Annotated in this window: 19 protein-coding genes; 7 read left to right on the top strand and 12 right to left on the bottom strand. The window is 48.1% G+C overall.

Features of this window, described 5'->3' with window-relative positions:
• Window positions 1–176: 176 nt before the first annotated feature.
• On the top strand, window positions 177–413 hold the full coding sequence (locus Pan54_RS25330; protein ID WP_146506215.1) for a hypothetical protein: 237 nt from the start codon (window positions 177–179) through the stop codon (window positions 411–413).
• Between the two features lie 34 nt (window positions 414–447).
• Here Pan54_RS25330 and plsY read toward each other — a convergent pair whose 3' ends face one another.
• On the bottom strand, window positions 448–1104 hold the full coding sequence (gene plsY / locus Pan54_RS25335; protein ID WP_146506216.1) for a glycerol-3-phosphate 1-O-acyltransferase PlsY: 657 nt from the start codon (window positions 1102–1104) through the stop codon (window positions 448–450).
• Between the two features lie 214 nt (window positions 1105–1318).
• Between plsY and Pan54_RS25340 the strand changes: the two genes are divergently transcribed.
• The 3 genes from Pan54_RS25340 (at window position 1319) to Pan54_RS25350 (ending at window position 6793) form a co-directional block, all read left to right on the top strand.
• A complete protein-coding gene (locus tag Pan54_RS25340) occupies window positions 1319–4444 on the top strand; it encodes a PSD1 and planctomycete cytochrome C domain-containing protein (RefSeq protein ID WP_146506217.1) in 3126 nt (1041 codons plus the stop codon).
• Window positions 4445–4676: 232 nt separating this feature from the next.
• Complete coding sequence (locus Pan54_RS25345) at window positions 4677–5249, top strand: hypothetical protein (protein ID WP_146506218.1); 573 nt, start codon at window positions 4677–4679, stop codon at window positions 5247–5249.
• A 116-nt stretch (window positions 5250–5365) separates the two neighbouring features.
• Window positions 5366–6793: a sulfatase gene (locus tag Pan54_RS25350; protein WP_146506219.1), complete on the top strand. Its 1428-nt coding sequence runs from the start codon at window positions 5366–5368 to the stop codon at window positions 6791–6793.
• Between the two features lie 32 nt (window positions 6794–6825).
• Here Pan54_RS25350 and lpdA read toward each other — a convergent pair whose 3' ends face one another.
• The 3 genes from lpdA to Pan54_RS25365 all read right to left on the bottom strand — a co-directional run bounded on the left by lpdA (window position 6826) and on the right by Pan54_RS25365 (window position 11037).
• A complete protein-coding gene (lpdA, locus tag Pan54_RS25355; RefSeq protein ID WP_146506220.1) occupies window positions 6826–8214 on the bottom strand; it encodes a dihydrolipoyl dehydrogenase in 1389 nt (462 codons plus the stop codon).
• Window positions 8215–8347: 133 nt separating this feature from the next.
• Complete coding sequence (gene odhB, locus Pan54_RS25360; RefSeq protein ID WP_146506221.1) at window positions 8348–9580, bottom strand: 2-oxoglutarate dehydrogenase complex dihydrolipoyllysine-residue succinyltransferase; 1233 nt, start codon at window positions 9578–9580, stop codon at window positions 8348–8350.
• Window positions 9581–9873: 293 nt separating this feature from the next.
• Entirely contained in the window at window positions 9874–11037 is a 1164-nt protein-coding gene (locus tag Pan54_RS25365) for a sulfotransferase family protein (protein WP_146506222.1), read from the bottom strand.
• A gap of 348 nt (window positions 11038–11385) precedes the next feature.
• Here Pan54_RS25365 and Pan54_RS25370 point away from each other — a divergent pair, with 348 nt between their 5' ends.
• Window positions 11386–12081 (top strand): ABC transporter ATP-binding protein, encoded by a 696-nt coding sequence (locus Pan54_RS25370; protein ID WP_146506223.1) that lies wholly within the window; start codon window positions 11386–11388, stop codon window positions 12079–12081.
• Window positions 12082–12154: 73 nt separating this feature from the next.
• The gene (locus tag Pan54_RS25375) at window positions 12155–12961 is read left to right on the top strand and encodes an enoyl-CoA hydratase/isomerase family protein (RefSeq protein ID WP_146506224.1); all 807 of its coding nucleotides are present in this window, start codon (window positions 12155–12157) and stop codon (window positions 12959–12961) included.
• Here Pan54_RS25375 and Pan54_RS25380 read toward each other — a convergent pair.
• From Pan54_RS25380 to Pan54_RS25410, 7 genes are all read right to left on the bottom strand, one after another.
• A complete protein-coding gene (locus Pan54_RS25380; protein WP_146506225.1) occupies window positions 12954–13697 on the bottom strand; it encodes a hypothetical protein in 744 nt (247 codons plus the stop codon). The genes Pan54_RS25375 and Pan54_RS25380 overlap by 8 nt on opposite strands.
• Before the next feature lie 59 nt (window positions 13698–13756).
• Window positions 13757–14260 carry a peptidoglycan recognition protein family protein gene (locus Pan54_RS25385; protein WP_165441977.1) on the bottom strand — a complete coding sequence of 168 codons (504 nt, stop codon included), beginning with the start codon at window positions 14258–14260 and terminating at the stop codon, window positions 13757–13759.
• Between the two features lie 581 nt (window positions 14261–14841).
• Complete coding sequence (locus Pan54_RS25390) at window positions 14842–15552, bottom strand: 3-keto-disaccharide hydrolase (RefSeq protein WP_146506227.1); 711 nt, start codon at window positions 15550–15552, stop codon at window positions 14842–14844.
• A 100-nt stretch (window positions 15553–15652) separates the two neighbouring features.
• A complete protein-coding gene (locus Pan54_RS25395; protein WP_146506228.1) occupies window positions 15653–16537 on the bottom strand; it encodes a sugar phosphate isomerase/epimerase family protein in 885 nt (294 codons plus the stop codon).
• Window positions 16538–16743: 206 nt separating this feature from the next.
• Window positions 16744–16851: a transposase gene (locus Pan54_RS26905; protein WP_146506566.1), complete on the bottom strand. Its 108-nt coding sequence runs from the start codon at window positions 16849–16851 to the stop codon at window positions 16744–16746.
• 294 nt (window positions 16852–17145) lie between these two features.
• Window positions 17146–18480 (bottom strand): SEC-C metal-binding domain-containing protein, encoded by a 1335-nt coding sequence (locus Pan54_RS26505; protein ID WP_242631432.1) that lies wholly within the window; start codon window positions 18478–18480, stop codon window positions 17146–17148.
• Window positions 18481–18652: 172 nt separating this feature from the next.
• Complete coding sequence (locus Pan54_RS25410; protein WP_146506229.1) at window positions 18653–19417, bottom strand: 3-keto-disaccharide hydrolase; 765 nt, start codon at window positions 19415–19417, stop codon at window positions 18653–18655.
• Between the two features lie 194 nt (window positions 19418–19611).
• Between Pan54_RS25410 and Pan54_RS25415 the strand changes: the two genes are divergently transcribed.
• Complete coding sequence (locus Pan54_RS25415) at window positions 19612–21339, top strand: glycosyltransferase family 39 protein (RefSeq protein ID WP_146506230.1); 1728 nt, start codon at window positions 19612–19614, stop codon at window positions 21337–21339.
• A gap of 156 nt (window positions 21340–21495) precedes the next feature.
• Here Pan54_RS25415 and Pan54_RS25420 read toward each other — a convergent pair whose 3' ends face one another.
• Window positions 21496–22638 carry a DUF3472 domain-containing protein gene (locus Pan54_RS25420; RefSeq protein WP_146506231.1) on the bottom strand — a complete coding sequence of 381 codons (1143 nt, stop codon included), beginning with the start codon at window positions 22636–22638 and terminating at the stop codon, window positions 21496–21498.
• Window positions 22639–22769 lie beyond the last annotated feature (131 nt).

Raw genomic sequence — 22769 nt, forward strand, 5'->3', positions numbered from 1 at the left:
TCTTTTATCTGAATTTTTCAGAAAGTTTAGAATTCCTGAATTGACGGTTTAAAATACTGACCTTATTCTACGGATCAACAGATATTTATTCAATTGTCGGTTTGATCGTGCAGGGCGAGGGTGTGCCCTGCAGCATCTTTTTGGGGTGAAGTCCCCGGAAAACAGGGAGGGTATTGATGGCTTACGATCCGCAAACGGTTCATCAGGCTTCACGCCAAATTGAGCATTCCGTCCGCCAGTTAACAGGCGGGCTCATTCGTGGCCTGCAGATTTCTTCCGATCAAAACCGAGTCGTTATGACCGGAGCTACTGATCTTTATTACCACAAACAGCTGGCCACACGAGCGGCAATGGATGCACTGGATGGTCGTCAATTCAACAACGAAATTGTTGTCTCCCGTCAGGTGAATTAAAGGCGAAAAACTTTCCTGAGAATAGTGCTAACCATTACTCGCTCGGCCCCTCTGATTTTTTTTCACGGGGCGGTTCGCCGATTGCCTCTTCACTTCCCTGAAAAATTCGCACGATATTACTGCGATGCCGATAAATGATCAGCCCTGGGATCAGGATGCTGAACATGGCCAGGGCGATATTATCGGTGGTGAAGGGATGCGGTTTCAGCAGGATCAGTTCGACGATGCAGAACATGGCTGCAGCCAGAATTGAACTGATCGAAACGGTTCGCCAGATGAGTGTCGCCAGGCCAAAGCCGACTGCGGCAATCAGGGAAGCCAGTGGAGCCAGGACAAAGACGACGCCCAATCCAGTTGCGACACCTTTGCCGCCACGAAATTTCAGATAGCAGGGAAACATATGTCCGACAATGGTCGCCGCTCCGACCAGAGTTGCTCCATGAATATGCCAAAAGCTACTCTCTTCGGCAAACATCAATTTGGCGACGAGTGTTGGCAATAGTCCTTTGAGTGCATCGAGCAGAAAAACGACAATAAACCAGCGAAAGCCCATTGCACGGCCAACGTTTGTTGCACCGATATTTCCACTTCCGAATTTGCGGATATCCATTTTCCCGAACCAACGGGCAATCAGCAGTCCAAAAGGAATGCTTCCGATCAGATAGCCAGCGATGAGTATCGCGAATTCCATCGCCTTATTTTCCTGTGATTTCGTATTGGGGTGATCTCAGTAATTGCAGCTGGTGAAATCGACTTTTCCTGGCAACTTGTTGCGAGATGCACAAACAGTTGACACAATAAGTCATATGTATTTCATGAGGACTATAAGCTGTCTCAGTTCCGGTTTCGTGCTGCAGAGTAGAGTTCAGCAGGGAATCGGAAAAGAGAAGTCAGAGGATTTTCTGATGATATCGAAAAAAGACCCGGTTCTGACGCATTCTCTTTTATTGAATACGTATCTCATTGCTGCATTATTCTGCATTTTAGCGAACCAGGAGTGTTCTGCAGAGGAGTTAGTCGACTTCAATCAGCAGATTCGACCGCTGCTTTCGGATCGCTGTTTTGCCTGTCACGGCCCCGACGAAGAACATCGTGAAGGCGGATTTCGGCTCGATGTTCAGGAAAGCGCTTTCGGACAGGGCGATTCCGAAGAAACAATTCTTATCGCAGGACATCCAGAGAAAAGTCTGCTGATTGACCGAATCACCTCTGAAGATGCCTCGCTGAAAATGCCGCCGCAACATGCGAAGACTCAGCTCTCGGAAAAAGAAATCGAATTGATTCGCAAATGGGTTGCTCAAGGAGCAAACTGGGAAGGTCACTGGTCCTATCAGAAGATAGTCCGTCCTGAAGTGCCGGAAAACTCTGATAAAAAGCTCTCGCCGATCGATGCATTTGTTCGTAAACGCCTGGCTAAGGAAAACCTCAAACCGGCTGGTCGAGCCGATCGAATTACGTTACTGCGACGAGTCACTCTCGATTTAACGGGGCTGCCACCATCGCTCGAAGAAGTCGAGGCCTATTTAGCTGATGAATCCGCGACCGCCTATGAAAATGTCGTTGATCGACTCTTAAACTCGCCCCGATTTGGAGAGCATCAGGCTCACTACTGGCTCGATGCGGCTCGTTATGGAGACACCCATGGTTTGCATCTGGATAACTATCGTGAGATGTGGCCGTATCGGGACTGGGTGATTCAGGCCTTCAATCAGAATATGCCTTACGATCAATTTGTAACAGAACAGCTAGCCGGGGATTTGCTGGAGAACCCCACAGAAGATCAATTGATTGCGACAGGATTCAACCGCTGCCATGTCACCACCAGTGAGGGAGGTTCGATTGCAGAAGAAGTTTATGTGCGCAATGTGGTCGATCGCGTGAACACTTTCGGCACTGTTTTTCTCGGTGCAACATTCGACTGCACTCGTTGTCACGATCATAAATTCGATGCCCTGACTCAAAAAGACTATTACTCTCTGTTCGCCTACTTCAATGGCCTGGACGGCAATCCTCTCGATGGAAATAAAAAAGACCCTCAACCGGTACTCCCTGTTCCCAATAAAGAGCAGGCACTTGAAAAACTGCAATTGGATCAACAGCTTGCGGCCTTACAGAGCCAGAAAAAAACACTGGATCCTGTTTTGACTCAGGAACAGAAACTCTGGGAAGAGGAATTGACCAGCAAACAACAGCAGCCACAACTCTGGACAGTTCTGCAGCCAGACACCTTTCAATCACAAGGAGGAGCGGATCTCAAATTATTGGAAGACAGCTCCATCCTGGCTTCCGGACCCAATCCCGCTAAGGAGCAGTATGAAGTCATCGCAAACATTGAGAGTGGACCCAATCTGGCGATCAAACTGGAAGGGCTGATCGATCCCTCGTTGACTAACGGAGGAGCGGGTCGAAGTTCTAACAGCAATGTTGTACTCACGGGATTCGAAGTTTTTGTCGAAACCGCCGATCAACCCGATCATTGGAAACCGATTGAGCTGTCGTCTGCCTGGGCTGATTACGAACAGTCCAACGGCGATTTCAAAATCTCCAATGCCATCGATGAAAACCCAGCCACTGGTTGGGCAATTGCCGGTCATGAAAAGAAGGAAAACCGTCTGGCCTATTTTGTCGCAAAGGCACCGTTTGGAACTGAAGAACCCTATCGAATTAAAGTCGTCCAGAAATTTGAGTCAATTTATGCACAACATCAATTCGGCCGCTTCCGACTTTCAGTGGGCGATTTCAATCCAATCAATGAGACAATTCCTGATGAGATTAAAACTCTGCTAGCAGTTGAATCAGAGTCTCGTTCCCCCGAGCAAAAGAAGAAAATCCAGACACACTTCCGTGAAAAAGTGACCAATAATGTTAACTATCGTTCGATTACTCAACAGATTGCCGATCTGGAAAAGAAGCGAACAGAACTTCAAGCGAAAATTCCGACGACGCTCGTCTTTAAAGAGAAAAAAGATCCCAAAGAGTCGTTCATTCTGATTCGTGGAGAGTACGATCAGCAAGGCGAAAAAGTTCAAAGACGGACTCCAGCTGCATTGCCGGAAATGCACAAGGACTGGCCGAACGATCGACTTGGCCTGGCTTACTGGTTAACGAGTGAGGAAAACCCGCTGACGGCTCGCGTTGCCGTCAATCGGTTCTGGCAAAATCTGTTTGGGACTGGAATTGTGAAAACTTCCGAGGACTTTGGTTCTCAGGGAGAGCAGCCGAGTCATCCGGAATTACTGAACTGGCTCGCGGCTGACTTTCGCGACAACGGCTGGGATATGAAACGACTGCTCCGGCAAATTGTCCTTTCAGAAACTTATCAGCAAACCTCACAAGTGAATCCGGAACTCTGGGGCCGCGATCCAGAAAATCGCCTGCTCTCTCGTGGTCCGCGTTTTCGACTCGATGCGGAAATCCTGAGAGATCAAGCCCTGTTTGTTTCCGGATTGCTTGTCGATGAAATTGGTGGCCCAAGCGTCAAGCCGCCCCAACCCGACGGTTTGTGGTTTGCCGTCGGCTACACCCGTTCCAACACCGCTAAATTCACAGCCGATACAGATCCCGAGCAGATTCATCGTCGAACACTTTATACATTTCTCAAGCGAACCGCGCCCGCTCCACAGCTTTCCATTCTCGATAGCCCTTCTCGCGAATCTAGTTGCGTCCGACGCGAGCGGACCAACACCCCGTTGCAGGCGTTACTCTTCTTTAACGATCCCCAATATCTGGAATGCGCGAAAGGTTTGGCCATGCGGAGCCTGAAAGAAGCCGGCGAGTCTCCTCAAGAGACTGTCAAACAGATGTACCGCCTCTGCACATGTTATTCACTCGATTCCACCCAAGTGGATTACCTGGTAAAAGGCTATGAAAACGACCTAGCTCGTTTCCAAAGCGATCCCGATGCAGCCCGAAAACTCCTGGCAGTAACTCCCATCCCAGGACAGGATCAGTTCCCACCAGAAGAATTAGCCGCTTGGACATTGACTGCTAATTTAATGTTGAGTCTGGATGTTACCGTCAATAAAAACTGAATTCGTAAAAACTATAAGTATCATAAACCAATACTTGTAAGAACTATTCAAATTATCGGTTAAGGAAAATTGAGTGAGCGAAAAGTTTTTCATCACATGTGCCTGTGGACATCGAGTCTCAGTTGAATTATTCGAAGCGGGAACATCAAAGGTTTGCAAGAATTGTCAATCAGAGTTGAGAGTGCCGGATACAACCACGCTCCGGGAGTTAAATGGAGATCGATATCCTCTGTTGAGTCCCGTTCAAAAAATTCTCAAAACATTGGAAAATTCAGAACCTCCGTTTGATGGCTTATGCCACGCATGTGAATCGCAACAGGCAACTTTCTCCACGCCGTTTCGTGTTAGTATTATGGTAGAACGTATTGTGGAAGAGGGTGGTGAAATTCGTCCATCAATCGCTGGCGGGATTGCACTTAAAAAAGGGAAGAGCGAAGAGACATGGGAGCAGTTAAGGTTTCCTCTACTACTCTGTGAAAATTGTCAGCGATCTTTTGAGCGTTCTCGCAAATGGTGGCAGATGAAAACAAAGCTAAAATCGTTGAGTATGGTCATACTGTTATTGGGGTTTCTTGTCCTTTCGTACTTTAATATGGAAGCTGTCGCTGTTTTATCTGGCGTTTTTGCTGTCGTTGGAATCATTGCTTTTGCCATGCAGCACCGAGTTAATTCTCAAGTTGATACTTTCATACAGCGATGGATTTATAATATCCGTTGGATTCCGGAAACACTGGAAACTGAAGAAGAATTTACTGTCAAAGTTGGGGAATCATCGCCATTTGAACCAGTAATTTCAATTAAGTAACATCGTACCTGAGCAATGCCAAGTGTCTGAGTTCGTGGATGCGTCTTATTTGTCCCACTTAGTATTAAGTCCGAATCTATTCATTTCTTTTGAATCTTTCTCGAAAGTATTCCCTTATGAAACGATCCTGGATGCTCTGCATATTACTGCTTGTGCAATTCTCCGTTCTGCAATCAATAGCAGCCGAAAAATCTCCCAATATCATTTTGATTTTGACAGACGATCAGGGCTGGAGTCAGATGTCGCAGTTGGCGGATCCGCGTGTGCCGGAGGCGGTTTCTGATTATCTGGAAACTCCCAATATGGTTCGCCTGGCGAAATCGGGAATGCAATTTACCAGTGGATATTCCCCGGCTCCCCTTTGTACCCCAACACGCCGCAGCATCCTCTGTGGTTCGGCGACGGCTCGATGTGGCAGTGAATTTAAAAGTGACTGGGTTCCCGCCAATCACATGACGATCCCCAAAGCCCTTAAAATGGCAAACCCGGAATACCGATGTGCACACTTCGGAAAATGGGGCGAGCAGATGATCTCCACCCCTGAAGAATGCGGCTACGATGTGAGCGATGGCATGACCGGCAATGTCACTGGAGGAATGCCGAATTCGCTCGGAGTCAAAGGAGGACACAACGATGGCCCACCTCATTTTATCGACAACAAAGACCCCAAACGAACGCGCACGGTCACCGATCGAGCGATCGATTTCATGCAAACCCAAAACTCAACAGAGCATCCCTTCTATGTGCAGATCAGCTATTACGCACAACACCTTTCTGTGGTCTGCACTCAGGAGATGCTTGAGAAGTATGAGAAAAAGGGAACACCTGATCGTGGTTATCCACCAGCCTGGGCGGCAATGATGGAAGACCTCGACAACGGTGTCGGGCGGCTGCTGGATACGATCGAGGAATTAAAAATCGACGACAACACCTACGTCTTTTTCACAGCCGATAACGGAGGCCGAGGCACCGTTCCCGGGGGTGATCAATCGCGACTGGAAACCAATCATCCTCTCACCGGAGCCAAGCACAGTCTTTATGAAGGAGGCATTCGCGTCCCGTTCTTAGCAGCAGGACCTGAAATCCCGGCTGATACAATATGCCACATCCCGGTCGTTGGTTACGATTTTCTGCCGACATTCTACCAGTTGGCTGGTGGCGAAAATGCAAACAACAATCTTACTCAGGACGTTGATGGAACCAGTCTCTGTCCATTGTTTAAAAAGCCCGACCTGCCACTGGCAAATCGAAAAAACAACGCTGTTTATTTCCATCGTCCCAATCGAAGTTTCTCTGCTCTTCGTCAAGGCGATTACAAACTGATGCTCTTCTGGAAACCTGATGGCTCAGTTCGCAGTCACGAACTCTATGACCTGAGTCGCAATCCAATCGAATCCGATCGCGATCTTTCAGAAACCAATGCCGCAAAAGCAGAAGAAATGCAAGCGACGCTGCTATCCTTTCTGGAATCAGTCGATGCCGAAAAGCCAACAGATTTCAAGGCGAAACGAAAGACAAAGCAGCAGAAAGGCAAGCAGAATTAATGGTTAGCAAACGCTATTTGAAGTACGATGCATCAAATATGAATCGTTCGTTTATCCACAGCCATAGCCGCTTCTTTGACGGCTTCGGCTAAGGTCGGATGAGCGTGGCAGCAGCGGGCGAGGTCTTCGCTGCTGGCGTGGAATTCTATTGCGACGGCTACCTCGGCAATCAAGTCACCAGCATGCGGGCCAATGATGTGAGCTCCGAGAATGCGATCCGTTTGGGCATCGGCCAGTATTTTGACCATCCCGGCTGTGTGGCCAATCGCACGGGCACGACCATTGGCGGCGAAGGGGAATGTGCCAGAGCGGTACTCGACTTTTTGTTCCTTGAGTTGCTCTTCGGTTTTACCGACGGAAGCAACTTCCGGACTGGTGTAGACAATCGCGGGGATGGCATCGTAATTGACATGTCCGTAGCCGGTTGCCAGATATTCAACGCAGGCAATCCCCTCTTCTTCGGCTTTGTGAGCCAGCATCGCACCGCCGATCACATCGCCAACTGCGTAAACCCCTTCCGCTTTGGTCTGGTAATGTTCATCGACTGCGATGAAACCGCGTTTGTCGGTTTCAATTCCAAGGGTTTCCAGTCCCAGATTTTCCGTATTCGGTTTCCGGCCAACCGCAACGAGAACACGATTGCAGCGGATCGTATCCGCCCCTTCGATTTCAACATCACAGGTTTTCTTGTTGTGGGAAACTCCGGTGACTTTGGCACCGAGTTGAAATTCCAGTCCCTGCGATTTGTAAATTTTGAGGGCCAGTTTCGCGAGTTCGCCATCCATGCCGGGGAGAAGGCGATCCAGGTATTCGAGGACGGTCACTTTGGAACCAAGTCGTCGCCAGACGGTCCCCAGTTCCAAGCCAATCGCTCCGCCCCCAATCACGACCAGATGTTCGGGCACTTTTTCAAAGGTCAACGCTTCGGTGCTGGTCACTACCCGGTCGCCATCCAGTTCGACTCCCGGCAAAGTCGCAGCGACGCTGCCGGTTGCAATCAGAATTTGTGGTGAAGAGAGTGAAACTTCTTCCTCAGAAGAAGTAACGGTCAATTTGCCGGGGCCATCGAAGCGGGCATGTCCCTGATAGCGAGTGATCTTATTCTTCTTGAACAATCCCGCTACACCTTGGGTGAGTGTGCTGACGGTTTCGTCCTTCTGACCGAGCATTTTGGAGAGATCAAGCTTCAAGTCTCCGATTTCAATTCCCCGTTTGGACAGGGAATGATTAGCCTCTTCGTAGAGTTCGCTGGACTCCAACAGTGCTTTACTGGGAATACAACCGACACGCAGGCAGGTTCCCCCCAGAGCCGGTTCTTTTTCGATACAGGCGACATTCATGCCGAGTTGAGCCGCTCGGATAGCTGCGACATAACCACCGGGACCAGCCCCGATGACGATGAGATCAAAATTAGTACTCATAAGAGGCTCGAATCGATTCGTAGTCAGTCTTCAAATTATTTGGTTACGCTCGTTTGACTCATTCCGAAGGAGAACCTTGGGAACAAGTAGAATATTGGTGCCCAAGCGACTGCAGATACCATTTGAAAATGGGTTAGATTTCCATCAGCATACGTGTGGGATCTTCAATCACTTCTTTGACGCGTCGCAGGAAGGTGACAGCTTCGCGTCCGTCGACAACCCGATGATCGTACGTGAGCGCGACGTACATCATCGGACGGATAACAACCTGTCCGTTCAGGGCAATCGGGCGTTCGAAAATGCCATGCATGCCGAGAACTCCGCTTTGAGGAGGATTGACAATCGGTGTTGAAAGCAGTGAGCCATAGACTCCGCCGTTGGTAATTGTGAAACAGCCACCTTCAAGTTGTTCCAGACCGATTTTGTTATCTTTGGCCTTTTTGGCAAAGTCGGCAATTGTCAGTTCGATTTCGGCAAAACTCATCCGTTCCACATTGCGTAGCACAGGAACGACAAGACCTTTTCCGCCGCCCACTGCGACACCGATATCGTAATAATTTCGATAAACGAGTTCTTTACCCCGCATCTGAGCGGCGATTTGCGGGACCTGATTCATCCCATCGAGAACCGCTTTGACGAAGAAGGACATGAACCCGAGCTTGATACCATATTTGTTAAGGAACGAATCCTTATATTGGTTTCTCAGATCCATTACGTTCGACATATCGATTTCGTTGAATGTCGTGAGCAACGCAGCTTCATGTTGAGCTGAGACGAGACGTTCGGCAATTCGTTTGCGGATCGGACTCAAAGGCACGATCTCTTCTGTTCGCAAAGGCCCGGCCCCAGCCGATTCCGATGTGGTGGATAATTCCCGTCCCTTGGCAGAGGTCGAAGCAGAAGCGATGACATCTTCTTTGAGCAATCGACCGCCGGGTCCGGTCGCCTTGGCCTGATGAGCTTGCATCCCTCGCTGAGCCAGTTCACGGGAAGCGGCTGGCATTACTTTTTCAGAACCCTGATGACTCTGGCCGCCATTATCGGAAGAGCCAGATGCTGGACTCGATTTCGGCTCACCCTGTGATTTTGGTTTCGATTCCCCCGCTCCACTGCCACCTGCTGGTTCGGGAGCCTCCTCAAAGTAGCCGATGACATCGCCAATGGCCGCCATTTCGCCAGCTTTTTTGACAATTCGGCTAATCTTACCCCCAGCGGGAGCCGGGACATCAAATGTGGCTTTATCCGTTTCCAGACCAACAATATCGGTATCGAGAGCGACCCATTGCCCTTCAGAGATATACCATTCTCCAATCTGGACCTCAGAAATCGACTCTCCAACCGCAGGAACAACTATCTCCATCGCCATGGATGACTCCACGAAGCTCTTTCGAGCGTAATGCCTCGTCAAAAGCAGGAGCTGAGACGAGCATAAGATTTAGGATCTCGGCGCAAACGGCTCACCATCGACCGCCGCCTGATATTGTGAGAATAAGCGAACAGAAAATTCCGTCAACAATCGCGAAACTCAAATTTCAAAAACGAACCAATAAATATCAGCAACGAGTTCCACATAGGGAATTTGGAGACGATTTGTGCACATCATCTGCGATAAACGGCAGAATTGTTTTGAATCAGTTTTAGGTCAGGCTAATTGGGTAATCAATTCAGTTCCGACAAATCCTGCTCATAGCCCCAGGCATCGAAACAGAATTGCCATTCTTCTCGGATACGTTTGCGGGTCGAGGCAGGAATCTCGACGTGTTTGTTTTTGCGATAATCGCCCGTCTTCTCCAGATATGCTTCCACTTTGGGACGAGCTAATTCAAAGCTAGGCAGCTGTAATGTCTGATAAGTCTGTTCGAGTTCCTGAATCGGGTTCACCGTCAACTCTTCATAAGCGACTTCATGGAACTGTCCAGCGGGTATGAGAGATTTCTGATCGAAATACGCCTGATACAATTTGCGATAGGTCTCAATCACCATTTCCTCCAGATGATTCATCTCAAATTCCTGCAATCCCCAAACGGGAATCACTTGGCTGGCCATGTGCTGGAAGGAACGGAAAACATCGTAAGGATGCCGACGGATGTGCAGGAACTTCGCATCCGGGAATAACTCCAGGATCAGCTTGATGCGAGCGGTGTGATTAGGAGATTTGAGGATCAGTGGCCTGTTGAATGTCTGCTGAACCTTCGCGACAAAGAACTGAAGTGACTGTTTGAATCGATCGCGATCCTTCTCATCGGCATTTTCAAAGGAGAGATGTTCATCGTATCGAGCAGCATTGTCCGGGAAGACCCAACTGAGCGAATTGGAGGCTCTCGCCAGAATTCCCAAAGCCATTTCGTCCTCTGCAGGTTCCCGCAGAGACATTTTGACGTTATCCATGAAGCGTTTTCGCGGCGTGACGGCCGAGAGTATTGGCTCCCACCACCAGCGGGCCAGACGATAACTGGACGGATACATCGTCTGAAAGAGATCAGGAGCCGCATAGCGTTCATCCTGGCACATTAAATTGTGCAGGTGAGTCGTCCCGCTCCGCCAGCTTCCGAGAATGAAAATCGGTGTTTCGACTTTCGTCTTTTTGATTGAAGATCCGTAAACCAGATTTTCCGCCCAGGCAAATGGCGATGTACATAAACTGCTGATCGTAATATGACAGGCTTTTCCCCAGTAGGGAAAGTCGACATGAAACGAGTTGGCAGCCATCAGCTTGCACCAGTCGCCAAAGCGAATTCCCGCCAGACAACCGGGGCCAAAGCCACGGGTGAGGCGGGTGGTGAGCGGAATCGATTTTTTTATGATTTCTTTGGAATTACTCATGAGCGAAATAAAATCAGAAAAGTTTTAAGTCAGGATCGTCGGAGCAGTCAACTTTCAGGTTGAATTAATTTAGGGTGGCGGGGACGCTCCGCTTTACCGGAAGCCCCCGAGAGTTCAACTGTCCTCTCTCGGGGGCTTCTCTTCGAGAGCGCCCTCGACACCCTCGTCTTACTAACTTCTATCATCAAATCCATGTTATATACGTTTCGGCTTATTAGAGTAATCGATAGCCCCCCGAACGCATCGTCGAAGGTGAAGAGGGGAATCAATTTGTCCGGAAGGCGTAATGGTTCTGACGATCACAACGATTGATTCCCTCTGTGTCTGCGACTTGATACGATTTCCACCATGCAAGTTACCATCAAAGACGTTCAAAAATCCTTCCGCCGAGGTGAAACAACCGTTCCTGTGTTAAGGGGATTGAGTTGCGAATTTCCGTCGGGCACTTTCAATTTCGTCGTCGGCCCCTCCGGCAGCGGAAAAAGCTCTCTGCTGTATCTGATCGGCGCACTCGATCAGCCGACATCCGGACAGATTGAAATTGACGGTCGGAAAATATCGACCTGGAGTGAAACCGAAGCGAATCATTTCCGAGCCAATCAGGTCGGATTTGTCTTTCAGAGTTTCAATCTGATGTCCAATTTATCAGCCCTCGACAATGTTCTGGTCCCGTTTATGCCGCAGGGATTAACTTCGACGAAACGCAAAGAAGCTGAAGAACTGCTGAAACTTGTAGGAATGGGACATCGTCTGACTCATAAACCGAATCACCTTTCCGGCGGCGAACAGCAACGGGTCGCCATTGCACGAGCCTTATTGAAGAAGCCTCAACTGATTTTAGCCGATGAACCAACAGGCGAACTTGACAGTCAAACCGGACGCGAAGTCTTCAATTATCTCCGCTTGCTGGCTGGTCAGAATCAATCGACCGTCATTGTCGTTACGCACGATGAATCCTACATGCAGCCAGACGATTACGTCCATCGCATCAGTGATGGGAGACTCATCGAGACGACTCAGGTGAGTGAGAGTGGCCAGTGTTGATTGGCCAGTGGCCAGTGGCTAGAGTCAATCAACCGAAACCCGAATACCGACACCCGCACACAGGTCAGTCATAATGAGAAACAGCGATAGTCCAGTTACTCAAGTCGATCTGCAGATTGAAAAGCAAGTCGCTACCATTACACTTTCGGGTGTGAAGGGGATTCAAACACTCTCCTCTCAAACCCGACAAAACCTGCACGTTGCTCTGGATCAACTGGAGAAGACTCCTGCGTTACGAATCGTCCAGTTTCAGGGAACAGGCCGTACGTTTATTGCCGGTGCGGATATCCATGAGTTTCAGGATTTGACGGAATCCACTGCAGGAAACCTCGTCACCGATGGTCAACAGCTGATGACTCGCATTGCCGAGCTGCCTTACATCACGATTGCTGCAATCAACGGTGCCTGCGCCGGCGGTGGTTGGGAACTGGCACTGGCATGTGATTTTCGCATTGCCATTGAAGACGCCAAAATTGGGCTTCCTGAGACGTCTCTCGGCTTACTCCCCTGCTGGGGAGGCACTGTAAGAATGACCCAACAGTTCGGCTCGGCTCTGGCCAATCAGCTGATTCTGACGGGAGAATTGATTAAAGCCAAATCGGCATTCAAAAAAGGCTTGCTGCACGATGTCTGCACTGCGGACGAATTCGAGGAACAGCTATCGAACCTGAAAAGCACTCTATTTTCCCGCAGTCCTTTCGCCCAGAAGATGGCTCGGAAGGTTATCGTGAAAACAGCTGCCCGGGAACATCAGGCGTCTCTCGGCTTCTCAGACGAACGCAATGCATTTCTCGAATGCGTCCACTCGGGCCAGGTTGCCATTGGAGTAGAAGCGTTCCTCAACAAAAAGTCACCAATATGGGATCAGGCAGCTATTTAAATTCAGAATAGGATTCCCAGATCCCCTGTACGATAAAGCGATCGATCAGTCTGCAGACTCGCTCGTCAGCACAACTGAATTGTTGAGAATCTGGTTTGGAGGTGGTTTGATCCAAATGAATATTCAAACCGGAATCGTGAAGCAGCCGAGAGTAGTTCTGGATCCAGGAATTATCAGTTTCTGAATGCAGGAATCCTCTTAAGCGATGCAAGTGACGGAATTGATTTAAGAGACAGTCTTGCTCGGACTGATCAGGGTTGAGTGCGATAAATCCCCAGAATGATTCTGGATGCGACAATACAGTTTTCATTGCTAAGGATCCTCGATGCCGATCGCCCATCACAAGAATACGTTCGGTGTGCACATTATAATGACGGCTCATTTGCGAGACCGCTTCTTGAATCTGCTGCATCACATTGTCTGAAGACAATCTGGTTTTGTCATCCAGATCGAGTTCGATTGCCAGATGATTCTGAGTGCTGATCTGTTCCATCAGGTATTGATACTCGCTCGTCGAACCTTCCCGCCCCTGCAAATAGACAATCAGTGGGTAGGCGTAATTCGGCTCATAATTAAGGGGCATATATACCCGGGCATCTTGAAACGAGAGCGAGTAAGTCATCTCGGCTTCACGAGATTCGTTCTTCAGAAATTCGGTGAATTCTTGATCGTCAGATACATCCGGTTTCAATTTTGTATTCTTTGAGTTGTGATTAAGATGAATGATTCGATTCATGTTGTTCCTGTGTGGTAACCGTGTGCAATATATGCGGAAGAATAAGCTGAGATAAAAACTTAAGGGGATTCCTCTGGAGAATACCTGGAATAATTTTTGAGTGGGAAATTCTGTCCTGGACATTGGGTCGATTTGATTTGTCCGTGTCCGAGTACATGGTCCGATTGAATAGAATACGCCCTTTTGAGATAAGCCAGTAAATGTTGCAGTGAATCCAACTGGGCCTGCGATGGTCCATGCGTTTCAAAGTTGCCGATCAGGCAAACACCAATTCCAAACCGATTGTACAATTCATTGCCTGCGTGGGCTCCATCGATTTGTCCCTGCCAGCGAAAGGTGGGTTCGACCTGCCCATCTTTCATTCCCTGTCCATTGCCGATGACAAAATGATATCCAATCCCACGCCACGGTCGTCCCTGACTATCCTTGCGCTGCAGGTGGGCCCGGTGAATCTGATCGATACTCCCGGACTCGGTAGCGGTGTGATGAATCACGACATATTTCCAGTTCCGCGTCTCAGTGTGAGGCTTCCAGAAAGATTCATTGGATACGGACTTCCTCATTTGTCTTTCCGTATTCAATCCCTCTGCAGTGCAGTGAGATGACAGCGAAATAAACACTAAAAGCATTCCAGACCATGCAATCAGTCCTCTCGGGCAATTTGCCAACGGATTGATTCGACAATCGTGCATGGGGACCGCAAGTCAACTTTAGTAGAGCATTTGTCTGGCGAACTCGAATTTGCAATTTACCCCTGTATTGAGAATGTGTCAATCTGTTGTTCAGGGATGCAGACTCTTCCTCGGAAACGGAGAGCAGTTTTAACGTTTGCTCCGAATCGAATTGTGACTCTGGTTAAGCGGGAGGAAGTTTTTGGTGGCGTTAAAGTTCCTCCAGACTGACTATTGTGAACGATCCCTGCCGTTCAGGCCGATTTTGACTATCGCGAGATCAATTTGAAAAAGTCAGAATATTTTTCCGGGGGTTGTAAGAACCAGGGCTTTAGCCGATAACTATTTTGCTTTGACTCCGCAACAGGATACAGGAGTTGTGATTCAAAAATGCGACGATTCACGAAGTCGTTCCATAAAAAAAGGACCGCATAACGGTCCTGTCTCTGAGTGAAAGTTGACTTAAAACAAACTTATTCCGCGCTGAGTTGTTTGAGGCGGATATTTCGGAACTGCACTTTCATGGGTGGGCCTGCATGAAGTTGCAGAGCCAGAATTCCTGAGTCTCTTCGTTCTTTCATATCGTTGTCTGTGCATTCAGCGGTCACGATTCCGTTGATCTTATGAACGAAATGGAAATCTTTTGCTGTAACGGTGTAGGTATTCCAGTCTTCATCTTTAATGTGTGACTGAATTGAAGCCGAATCGCCGACCGAGCCGACGACTTTGACTTGGAATTTCCCATCTTCGCGTACCAGTTCAGTCTGCTGACCACGATTGGCGAGGATGCCGCGAAAGCGTTCGCCGTAAAGAATTCCCGAATAGGTTTTGCCAGCTTCAAAGTCCGCCTGATATCCGCCAACGACCCACTTGGCATTCTCTACTTCAAAGCTGCGATACTGGATGCCCGAGTTGCCGCCGATAATTTTGTATTCGAGTTGAAGTTCAAAATCGGAAACGTTGCCTCCTCGATAGATGAGGAACGTATTTCCTTTCGTCGGATTCTCAGCGGTTGTCTGACCTGTGATGGTCCCCTCTTCGACACTCCAGAAGTCAGGATTGCCATCCCAGCCTTCAAGAGTTTTTCCATTGAACAGGGATTCAAATCCTTTGTCTTCTGCAAAAGCCTGACTGATCGGAAGCAGGCAGAACGTTAACAGACAAATCATTTTCATCAGTGGCATAAGTCTCACCATTATTGGAGGGTGTCAGAAGATTGAAATTATGAATTCAATTTACCGACAACAGAATGAATAAGGAAGTTCCAATGCAAGAAAGCGAGAATCATCCCCAGTGTTCTGCAATTTTCTTTCGCAGGAAATCGGCACTACGGCGTAACTGCTCAATTCCATCGACACCATCTTCAATACTGATCCAGCTATCGAATCCTTTGCTTTTCAATTCGCTGAAAATGGCATCGTAATCGTTGAGACCTTTACCGATTTCGCCGTGGCTCAATCGTTTGGCATAACCGACCGATCCTTCTTCTTCATTTCGCAAATCGTCAATCGTCCCGGAGATCAAAAAACGATCACTTGCATGCATGGTGACAACTCGATCCGAAACCCGCTTCAGCAATTCAAGGGGATCATCCCCAGCCAGAAACGCATTGCTGGGATCATAATTGACACCGAAATTCGGATGATTGATTGCGTTGACCAGTTCGCAAAAAACGTCAATTTTCTGAGCAAACTCCGGATACTTCCAGAAATCATCTTTGTAATGGTTCTCGAGGATCAGTGTGACACTATGTTGCTCGGCATACGGCAGGCAGGCCTGGATACTTTCAGCTGCGAGGCGAACACCTTCGGAATTCGATAATTCTGGTCGTCGTTGGCCACTGAGCACTCGACAGTAACTTCCACCAAGGGCATGGGTCATTTCAATCCAGCGTTTTTGTTTGGCGATTTCATTCTCGCGAAAGGCTGTATCGGGATGGGTAAAATCGGGAGAGCAGCAGAGCATGGGAATCGACATCCCCAAGTCGGCCACCTGATCGCGAAATCGAGACCAGTTGGATTCCTCCGCCATTTCGAGGAAGCCAGCGTAAAATTCGAGACCATCAATATCCAGAGTGCTGGCCAGCTCAAACCACTCCGACAATTTCATCGACCCATCTTTACACAGGGCCTGCATATACGCTTTGGGGAAGGCAGCAAGTTTCGGCATGACTGAAGTGTTCTCTCATTGATCGATTCGAATTATTGAGAGTTCATGATGATGAACTTTGTCACACAAGTCCACTCACCGATTATTCATAGGTCGACAGTTGCGCGAAAGTTATTACTTCCACAAGAAACATGAAAATAGATTTAAGCTGATCAAGTTTTTTTCCACGAAGTTATAAAGGGGTGAATCCCCCCACACCACACACACTATGAGATTGAGACTTTCGGCGGAACCATCGCCAAAAGTTGTACGTGATCGGGTTGGATATTCAACTCAATGACTTCTGCAACTAATCGCTGAGCAAATGACCAAATACAACTCTCAACCTACTGACCCACCAAACCCGTAATCTCCGGTGGCGATTTTTTGGAACCCAAAATAATGATACTGGCAAAGCCGTTGAACTCTGACCACATTCAGGGAATGTGGATCTTGATGTTGGATTTGAATTGCTGAATTTGATAAGCCGTGAACTACACTCTCGCAAAAGTCACAGTACGCAGGATTTTGGCGGGGAATGCGAGGTAGTGTTGATTGAAGTTTGGAAGGTTTGGCTGGTCATGTAAGTATGATTTTGGTCGAGGCTAGCACTACCAGGAATTCCGATGTCAATTTAGAAGCGGATCATTTCCCAGTTGATTCAAACAACATTTCTTGTACTTTATTCCGCTCCCACAGGGGCAAGGATCATTTCTACCCACTTTCTGCTTGCGTTCGATTTTGCTCGGCGTATTTGGAAAAACCGGAGTGTCAGGCTCGGTCTGAGTTGTGGTTGATTTCCCAGTTAACTTTTCCAAAGCAAATTTGATGAGTCCTGCTGGATCGTCTTCTAATTCCTTAACCCGTTTCTGATGTTCCTCTCGCTCGACCTTCTCGTCCATTTTCCACTTATCATATTCTGGAAACCACTCTTCCATGATGCGGCAAGTATCCACCAGGTTATTCCTAAGTCCTCGACTTTCAAAATCCAGTTCATGGCCAATCAGGAGTTTTCGGGCTGCTTCGATCCCTTCCGTTGCAAATTGTGACAAGAGGGCGGTTGCCAGTACGATTTGAATGCCTCGTTCCTTTTCTTGTTCTAACAGATGAAGGCACTTCTCAACGGCCAAGTCCGAACGAATGTATTCCAGAGGCTCACTCGCATAGATCCGAAAATGGTGAGGAGCATGGGGGTAAGTCTCGGAAACTGCTTCGAGCACACCTGGCGTCCCGATACGGGTCAAAGCTTCGGCACATGCCTCGTTGACCAAGTCGTCACAATCTTCTGCGAGCTTGTCCAAAATTAATGGCGTCAGGGATTCGAGTTGGGCTTGCCCCGCCAGTCGAATTAAAAGTGGCTCCATCCACTTCATTGGATGGCTGCTGTAATCGTCAATTTTTTGACGCAACAGTTTCTCAACCTTTTCCTCAATTGAGGTTCCAGTGCGAGCAAGTGCTTCTACAATTCGTTTGCCGTAATTCAGGTTGACTTCGTTGATCTGGTTCTTGTTTTTCGCTTCCTCGCAGAAACTCTCCAGATTTTGCCAACAGGTTTCCTCGTCCCAGGAGAGCATGTGTAGTCGATCGCGGAGGGAAGACTGCAATTGAGGAAGAAAATACTTAGTTTCAAAAATGTCCGATTCCCTTGGCAAGAGCAGAGTGAGATCGGCTTTCAGAAGAAGATTCGAAAGGTTAAAGGTGTAATTCTCATATTGGTCGCTTTGGTCTTGATTCAACTCATCAATGATCCAGTCGATGGTGTCAGCTGTTTGGTCGATATGTCTGCATGCTCCAATCAGCTGGTAGGCATCATCTTTCCCAAACTTCTCCACAGCTTGGATAACCAGGGGCATCACAGAGGTATCCGAGGAATGCAACCAGGAAAAGTACCTGACCGCTTTCTTTCGAAGATCGAGTTCGGGATGCAGGATGGCCTCTTTGATTTTGGCTTCAGGTAAACGCAATTTTGGCGATCCTTGGGGTTTGACTTTGTGAAATATTGAACCTTTAGCAGTTCGAAATGAATAGGGGAGGACACCTCTTAAATTGAGTGTTAATATTTATCACAGCCTGATAATGAAGGGGCGAATTTATTAACGGAGACTCACGAATTAAGCCGAGATGCGGCATTTGAGATCAGTTTGCTTTTGCCTTTTGCATCCGATCAACCCGAGCCTGTTCTTTTTCCAATGCCACGCCGGTTACAGCAAGTGGCTGGAAGTTTGGATCGGGTAATATCGTTTCACTTTGGGGGATTTCGCGCCAGCGTAGATTGCGGAACCAGACGTCCTGACCGTGATCCTGAAGCCAAAGCTGTCCACCACGACCTGTGAGGTTACCTCCGCGAATCGAGAGCAACTCAACATACCAGGCCCATTTGGGATCGGCATAATCGAAAGAAAGAACTCGCTCGCCATTGAGCCAGTGTTCAATCACAGTTCCCTGGCAAATCACTCGTCCTGTATTCCACTCGCCTACGGGACGAGTTGCATCTTTGCTCGGTGCCATACAGAAAAAAAGCGAAGCGGCAGACTGTCGGGCGTTCTCTCCGTAAGGGCTGTCGATATTGTCGAGAATCTGGTATTCAACCTGACCGGGACGGTAATAGACCCCCGAGTTGCAACCTTTGGAAACCTTCCACTCAAATTGAAGTTCGAAGTCATCGGGAATGGTCTCGGCAGTATAAGTGAGTGGGCCCCCTTGAGACTTGCGGTAAAATGCCCCTTCTTGAATTACCCAGTTGCCAGTTTGCTCCCACCCCGTAAACGACTTGCCATCGAACAGTGTGACAAAACCAACTTCTTTATTTGAACTTGCCTGTTCCTCTCCATTGGCACCACAGATGAACAGACACAGTGATAATAAAACGTAACTGAGTGATTGAAGTTGAGTGGTTTTCATGATTTATGATTCAATTTTAAAAAGGTCCGTCAGAGATAATCTTGATGAATGAGTTTATCAGATCCATGGAATTCTGTCAGTGAGATCAAGCGAATCAGGAATCTGTATTGATGAAATTTCGTTCGTCATCTACAAGCTTAACTGACGAATAAATTTGGATGGGCAGTGATTTGAAACTCAGGGACAGGTAGAAGATGGGAATAGAGTATCCAAAAGCCAGAGAGGAACGACTCCTTGATGGTTCACTGAAATTTCCACGTCCAATCGCCATTTCAGCTGAAGACGAGATTACATCTCAAACCCAGTTCCGATTGATCACTGCATTCATGGTGATTGGTCTGTTGCTTCGCTTCGGTCGATATCTGATGCAATTTCCGCTTTGGGAAGATGAAGCGTTCCTGTGTGCCAATCTGATCAACCGTGATTATTTCCAACTTCTCGAACCGCTGCAGTATCATCAAGTGTCTCCGGTCCTGTTTCTTTGGATCCAATTGACAATCGTCAAGCTTTTTGGATTTCACGAATTCGGATTGCGTCTATTTCCTTTTCTCTGCAGTCTGGCAAGTCTGGGACTGTTTTCTCATGTGGCAAAACGTCTACTTTCAGGGTATGCATTGGTTCTCGCAATCGGAATTTTTGCAGTCGCATATCCGAATATTCGCTACGCGGCCGAAGCCAAACAATATGCTTCCAATCTGTTGATTGGTTTAACGTTACTCGCGATGATTCTGGAATGGTGGAAGTCGGCGAGTTCTGATGACAGGAGCATTCGCAGCAAGTCGAATCGCTGGTTGTGGGCTTTGGCAATCTTCACTCCGTTTGCTGTGGGGATTTCTTACCCGGCAGTTTTTACGGCTGGAGCGGGCAGTCTGTTTCTGGGGATCTTGATGCTCAGGAATATCCTCAAGCAACATCGTTCCATTTTCTCAGAAAAGAGTTTCGTTCCCTGGCTGGCTTGGAATGTTGTGATCGTAGTAAGTTTTCTGCTCATCATGAGCCTGGCTGCTCGTGGTCAAAGCGAGAGTGAACTCAAATGGATGGGTGACTACTGGAAGCACACGTTTCCGCCTGTTACTACGCCGACAGAACTTCCGTCCTGGCTTCTGCGAATCCATGCAGGATCGCTATTGGCGTTTCCTGTCGGAGGCGAACATGGTGCCAGTTCACTGACACTCATTTCACTTCTGGCTGGAGGCATCCTGGTCTGGCGAAACCAAAAACTGTTAACAATTTTGATGTTCTCTCCCGCGGCATTGCATTTGATTGCAGCCGGTCTCGAACGATACCCGTACGGTGGTCACGTCAAATTCTCGATGCACATGGGGGCAATGATCTGCCTGATTTCCGGATTGGGAGCCGCATGGATTATGGCCGCCTTGGGAAAACTGATGCATATTCCCCGCAAAAGTATGGCACTGGCGATCATCTATCTTCTGGCGATTGGTGCGGGAAGTCTGGCTCGTGACATTGCTTACCCCTTTAAAACGGAGTCGGACATGCGCTCCCGGGCCTTTGCTCGATGGTTCTGGTTTCATGCCGCGTTTCAGGGTGAAGTGGCCTGCGTCGAGAATGATCTGGGAATTATTCTCACGCCGCAAGCTCAGGCGGAATTGAGTTGGGCGGCCATGTATCGGGTCAACAAAGAAATTTATGGCCCCTCAGAAACGAAACGTCGGGACTTCTCTGGAGTCACTGCCGAAAGCCCACTCCGCTGTGTGATCTATCGGGTTCCTCATTTCGAATTTGATCAGACTCGATATGAAAAATGGCTGGAGTTAATGCAGCTTGAGTACGAACTGGTCGGTACAGAACGACTCGAGTTTCCGCGATTTGGAAAACATGAAGACGCCCGCACCCGAGAAGCGGCACTCACTCTAGATTTTATCGACGTCCTGACTTTCACGCCACGCAAAGAAAACTGAATTTCAAGGCGAGAAATCAGGGCCCAATTTTCAATCTCAATAGCATCCGTTGAAATAAGACGCTCAAGCCACATGAAGTGATGGCGTACATGTTCGATGCATTACTATCTGGTTGCCCCCTCCCGAAAAACGGGATGTCAGTAGAACCTTTCAGGATTACGGAATGGTCACTCGGGTTGACTTTAATTCCGATCTCTGCCCAAGAATATCCGTGCATTGCAGTTGCAATTCATACTCTCCGGCTTTGAGTTCTGAGATGTTGAGAGTCGCGGATCTTGCGTGGGGAATTCGTTCGGTCTGTTTCAGGTTCGCCTCTTTTGAAGTTTCTGAAACAACAGGAAACAGTTTCACTGCATATGAAAACTGAGGTGTCGTCTTAGTATCGATTTCCCACTGAACAGACAATTGTCTCTTTCCAATCGTTTTCGTTGACAGGTTACTGATGACAACTTTTGGAATTGAGGGTACTTTTTCTGTTCTTGCGATCGAATGGACGGAAGGATTTTTAGACGTTGGTTTCGTCTCTGCTCCCCCACTGATCATGTAATAGAATGAACCGGATTGATCCTGATTCACTCCGCCATCCCAGTTGGTGCGAAAATCATACGATCGCTTTCCAGGTAAAAGATCCCAACTGTTGACCGAATAGCGGCCACTTGTAAACGGATACCATTCTCCATCGACTTTACGTTTCCAGCCATTCCGCAGATTTGTTGTTCTCGGTTGAATCCCAGTATTTAGCCAATCTTCTATGAAGGCATCAGTGCCTCCCTGGAAAACGGCTTTGGCAGCTGCGACGTCCATTGTGACCAGATGCGTCCAAACTTTTGTATCGCCGGCCTGAGCCCAGAATCCGTAATACGTGTGGTCTTCAACAGGCCAGTTGCGAGCAACAAGTCTGTACCAGGTGTCGGTCTTCCAGCCGAGTTCAAAGTTCAAGGATTTCAATCCTGTTCCTTCTCCTCCAAAAGGTTCTGTCAGTGTTCCAGGTCCTCTGTAGACAGCTCGAATTGGAGCCGAATGTTCTTTATGATCCCAAATCGAGAAGATAAAATTATGAGCTTTCGGGTGTGCCTGGATGCCTGCATATCCACCACCCAGCCCTCTCCATCCCAATACTTCATAGTAAGTATAAAGTGCTTCGCCTGATTTCGGCACACGCACTTCATTGATAATGATGTCTCCATCGAAATGGTCATCAAACACAAAATGTGAAGAAGGAGCAGAGGTTTGAGCAATCGCCTGTGGAAGTGTTCCTGTCAGAATTAGACAGGCCATCATGAGAAAACGTGACTTCATCCGGTTATTCCTGTGATTCTAGAGCATATTCAAAAATTAACTGCGACGTTCAGCAGGAGCAAATACAGCGTTTTAGGGCATTTGGTGTCCAAGCGACTGCAGAGACCATTTGAAAATGGTCTAAGATCGAG

It is taken from the genome of Rubinisphaera italica, from assembly GCF_007859715.1.
GTDB lineage: Bacteria > Planctomycetota > Planctomycetia > Planctomycetales > Planctomycetaceae > Rubinisphaera > Rubinisphaera italica.

Excerpts from the sequence above, each read along its gene's own strand:
- Pan54_RS25340 (WP_146506217.1), top strand. The coding sequence starts at position 1,319 with ATGATATCGAAAAAAGACCCGGTTCTGACGCATTCTCTTTTATTGAAT.
- Pan54_RS25350 (WP_146506219.1), top strand. The coding sequence starts at position 5,366 with ATGAAACGATCCTGGATGCTCTGCATATTACTGCTTGTGCAATTCTCC.
- odhB (WP_146506221.1), bottom strand. The coding sequence starts at position 9,580 with ATGGCGATGGAGATAGTTGTTCCTGCGGTTGGAGAGTCGATTTCTGAG.
- Pan54_RS25380 (WP_146506225.1), bottom strand. The coding sequence starts at position 13,697 with ATGAATCGAATCATTCATCTTAATCACAACTCAAAGAATACAAAATTG.
- Pan54_RS25370 (WP_146506223.1), top strand. The coding sequence starts at position 11,386 with ATGCAAGTTACCATCAAAGACGTTCAAAAATCCTTCCGCCGAGGTGAA.
- Pan54_RS25390 (WP_146506227.1), bottom strand. The coding sequence starts at position 15,552 with ATGCCACTGATGAAAATGATTTGTCTGTTAACGTTCTGCCTGCTTCCG.
- Pan54_RS25420 (WP_146506231.1), bottom strand. The coding sequence starts at position 22,638 with ATGAAGTCACGTTTTCTCATGATGGCCTGTCTAATTCTGACAGGAACA.
- Pan54_RS25415 (WP_146506230.1), top strand. The coding sequence starts at position 19,612 with ATGGGAATAGAGTATCCAAAAGCCAGAGAGGAACGACTCCTTGATGGT.
- Pan54_RS25365 (WP_146506222.1), bottom strand. The coding sequence starts at position 11,037 with ATGAGTAATTCCAAAGAAATCATAAAAAAATCGATTCCGCTCACCACC.
- plsY (WP_146506216.1), bottom strand. The coding sequence starts at position 1,104 with ATGGAATTCGCGATACTCATCGCTGGCTATCTGATCGGAAGCATTCCT.
- Pan54_RS25410 (WP_146506229.1), bottom strand. The coding sequence starts at position 19,417 with ATGAAAACCACTCAACTTCAATCACTCAGTTACGTTTTATTATCACTG.
- Pan54_RS25330 (WP_146506215.1), top strand. The coding sequence starts at position 177 with ATGGCTTACGATCCGCAAACGGTTCATCAGGCTTCACGCCAAATTGAG.
- Pan54_RS25375 (WP_146506224.1), top strand. The coding sequence starts at position 12,155 with ATGAGAAACAGCGATAGTCCAGTTACTCAAGTCGATCTGCAGATTGAA.
- Pan54_RS25385 (WP_165441977.1), bottom strand. The coding sequence starts at position 14,260 with ATGAGGAAGTCCGTATCCAATGAATCTTTCTGGAAGCCTCACACTGAG.
- lpdA (WP_146506220.1), bottom strand. The coding sequence starts at position 8,214 with ATGAGTACTAATTTTGATCTCATCGTCATCGGGGCTGGTCCCGGTGGT.
- Pan54_RS25395 (WP_146506228.1), bottom strand. The coding sequence starts at position 16,537 with ATGCCGAAACTTGCTGCCTTCCCCAAAGCGTATATGCAGGCCCTGTGT.